The following is a 2,670-nucleotide window of genomic DNA, read 5'->3' as shown; positions in this document are numbered from 1 at the left end:
CGATACACAGGTCTCTGTGCCATTTGGTGAAGTACCCGAGCGGTTTGAAGTTAATGAGCTCGGTGCGAGCTATTGGGTGCAACTGACAAAAACGCAAAATACCGGGATTTTTCCGGATATGCGCGAAGGACGTGCATTTGTTAAAAATAACAGTAAAGATGCGAAAGTACTTAACTTGTTTTCCTATACCTGTGCATTTTCAGTGATTGCTAAATTAGGTGGTGCGCATCAGGTCATTAATATGGATATGAATAAGTCTGTGTTAAGAACCGGTGCTGATAATCATCGTTTAAACAATGTGGCTGAGAATATTAGTTATTTACCTCATGATATACTGAAATCCTTTGGTAAATTAAAAAAAGCTGCGCCATTTGATTTGATTGTGGTTGATCCGCCTAGCTTTCAAAAAGGCAGTTTTGTACTGACCAAAGATTATCAAAAAATACTGCGTCGCTTACCGGATCTGTGCCATAACGATACTCAGTTGTTGTTATGTGCAAATAGCCCAGATGTGAGCGAAAGCATGTTTATTGAGATGATAGAGCTCGCCACTGAAGGCAAGCTATCACTGGTAGAGCGATTACCCGCGGCACCGCGCTTTGAAGAACAAGACGGTGCTAACTTAAAAGCCATGGTGTATCGGTTATCGATAAATTAGGGTATTAGAATAAAAAAGCGCTAAGTGCTCACTTAGCGCTTTTTTTATAACTTGTTAATCTCTTTGGCTACTTGATAACCTTCATCAGTCACTATTTTTTCCAGCACTTGCACGCGTTCAGTTAGCTTGTTTATTTGTTGTTTTAGCTCATCGGTTTGTGCGTCACTTGCTTGATTATGCTTTAGTGTTTTTTCTTTAAACTTAATATGTTTGTTATACATATCAGCAAGTACACCAAAACCCACAGAGAAAAACACAATCATTACCACCATTGTTGTTCCGCTCATTGTCACTCCTAACTTTTTCTTAATGTTGTAATTAGCTTAATGCAAAACGGATCAGTAAGTGAAGTTTAATGATAAACGGCTATATTTGGTGTTTTTCGAGCCGATACAAAAAGGCTTTGTAGCTTAATCCTAATAATTTAGCTGCAGCGGTTTTGTTATTATCGGCACGTTTACAAGCTTGCAGTAAAATATCTCGCTCAAATTGATGCCAATCAATGCCTTCATCTGGGATCACAAATTGCTTGCTTTGAGCAGGTGATTGGCTATTGTGGTTGAGGCTGTCTACTAACTCATTTTCATCACCAAGAAGGGCATAGCGCTCAATACAATTAGACAGTTGCCTTACATTACCAGGCCACGAATAACTGAGTAACTGTTTTAAAGTAGTTGCACTCAATTGCTGTTCTTGACTGCCATACTGCTGGCAAAATTTAGTTTTAAAGTGATGAATCAACTTACCAATATCTTCAGTACGCTCACGAAGCGCAGGCATATGTATAGGCACTACGTTTAAACGGTAATATAAATCTTCACGAAAAAGGCCTTCTTCTACTTGTGCTAACAGCTGCTTATGGCTGGCTGCAATTACACGCACATCAACAGAGACTTCCTCGTGGCAACCCAGCGGCGTAATCACACCCTCTTGTAAAAAACGTAGCAGTTTTGTTTGTAATTGTGGGCTTAGCTCGGCAACTTCATCTAAAAATAGCGTACCACCATTAGCGGCGGCAAATTTACCGAGTTTATCTTGGTTTGCGCCGGTAAATGCGCCTTTTTTGGCACCAAATAATTCTGCCTCTGCGATGGACTCAGGAATGGCGCCGCAGTTAATGGCTATAAAAGGCGAATCTTTGCGCGGTGATATTTTATGTAATGCGCGCGCGGCAAGCTCTTTACCCGTACCACTTTCACCACTAATTAACACGGTTGCGCTGGTGGAGGCCACTTTTTCGATGCGCTGAAAAACCTTTTGCATACAGGGCGCACTACCTATCAATTCGACCATGGTATCTTGCTGGCTAAGTTGACTATTGAGCGTTTGATTTGCTAACCGAAGTTGATTGGCTTTGTTTGCTTTAGCCAGTGCTAGTAAGAGTTCTTGACGCTGAAAAGGTTTAGCTAAGTAGTCATCGGCGCCTTTTTCAATTGCAAGTGCAGCGTGATCGATGGAGCCATAAGCGGTTGCGATTACAATACCAACAGGAAAATTATTGCTGCGCGCAAATTCAAGTAAATTAAGGCCACTTAATTGACCTAACTTCCAATCACTAAAGATTAAACTAATTTGGCTATTAGCTTTTAAAGCGACGATAGCTTCTTCTACGCTCGTAGTTGCCGTAACAATAAAGCCTTCAGCACTAAGCATTGACGCTATAAGTTCATTCTGCGCAATATCATCTTCTACCAATAAAATATGTGCGTTTTCCATTACAGCTCTCTTTTAAAAATTGCGCGAAAGTGACTGCCATGAGCATCACTATTTACGAGTAGAATATCACCACCGTAATATAAATTAATGATTTGCTTGGCAAGGTAAAGACCAATACCGGCGCCGTCAGGTTTATCACTGACGTGCGGGCTAAATAAATGGGGTTTTATCTCAGCGCATACCCCGTTGCCCTTATCGAAAACATCAACATGTATTTCAGACTCTTTTTCAAACACGTCTACTTTAATTGCGTTGTTATTTTTGCCAGCTTCAACGCCATTCACAAGAAGTGTATG

At 40.7% G+C, this 2,670-nt stretch carries 4 protein-coding genes; 1 reads left to right on the top strand and 3 read right to left on the bottom strand.

The features are described from left to right. Positions 1 to 658 (top strand): class I SAM-dependent methyltransferase (locus ABYD77_RS18695; RefSeq protein WP_372771604.1); only part of this gene is annotated, 658 nt, incomplete at its 5' end. Positions 659 to 702: 44 nt separating this feature from the next. On the opposite strand, the gene ABYD77_RS18690 is transcribed toward ABYD77_RS18695, so the two are convergent. The 3 genes from ABYD77_RS18690 to ABYD77_RS18680 all read right to left on the bottom strand — a co-directional run. Further along, on the bottom strand, positions 703 to 945 hold the full coding sequence (locus ABYD77_RS18690) for a hypothetical protein (protein WP_038642059.1): 243 nt from the start codon (positions 943 to 945) through the stop codon (positions 703 to 705). A 79-nt stretch (positions 946 to 1,024) separates the two neighbouring features. After that, positions 1,025 to 2,374: a sigma-54-dependent transcriptional regulator gene (locus ABYD77_RS18685; protein ID WP_372771603.1), complete on the bottom strand. Its 1,350-nt coding sequence runs from the start codon at positions 2,372 to 2,374 to the stop codon at positions 1,025 to 1,027. Further along, the coding region (locus ABYD77_RS18680) for an ATP-binding protein (protein ID WP_372771602.1) at positions 2,374 to 2,670 on the bottom strand (297 nt) is incomplete at its 5' end. The genes ABYD77_RS18685 and ABYD77_RS18680, both read right to left, overlap by 1 nt.

It is taken from the genome of Pseudoalteromonas sp. (assembly GCF_041629635.1).
GTDB lineage: Bacteria > Pseudomonadota > Gammaproteobacteria > Enterobacterales > Alteromonadaceae > Pseudoalteromonas.
Note: the sequence above shows the minus strand (reverse complement) of the source record. Positions and strands in the feature narration are given on the sequence as shown.

Bases quoted from the DNA above. Each gene is read 5' to 3' on its own strand.
- ABYD77_RS18690 (WP_038642059.1), bottom strand. From the start codon at position 945: ATGAGCGGAACAACAATGGTGGTAATGATTGTGTTTTTCTCTGTGGGT.
- ABYD77_RS18685 (WP_372771603.1), bottom strand. From the start codon at position 2,374: ATGGAAAACGCACATATTTTATTGGTAGAAGATGATATTGCGCAGAAT.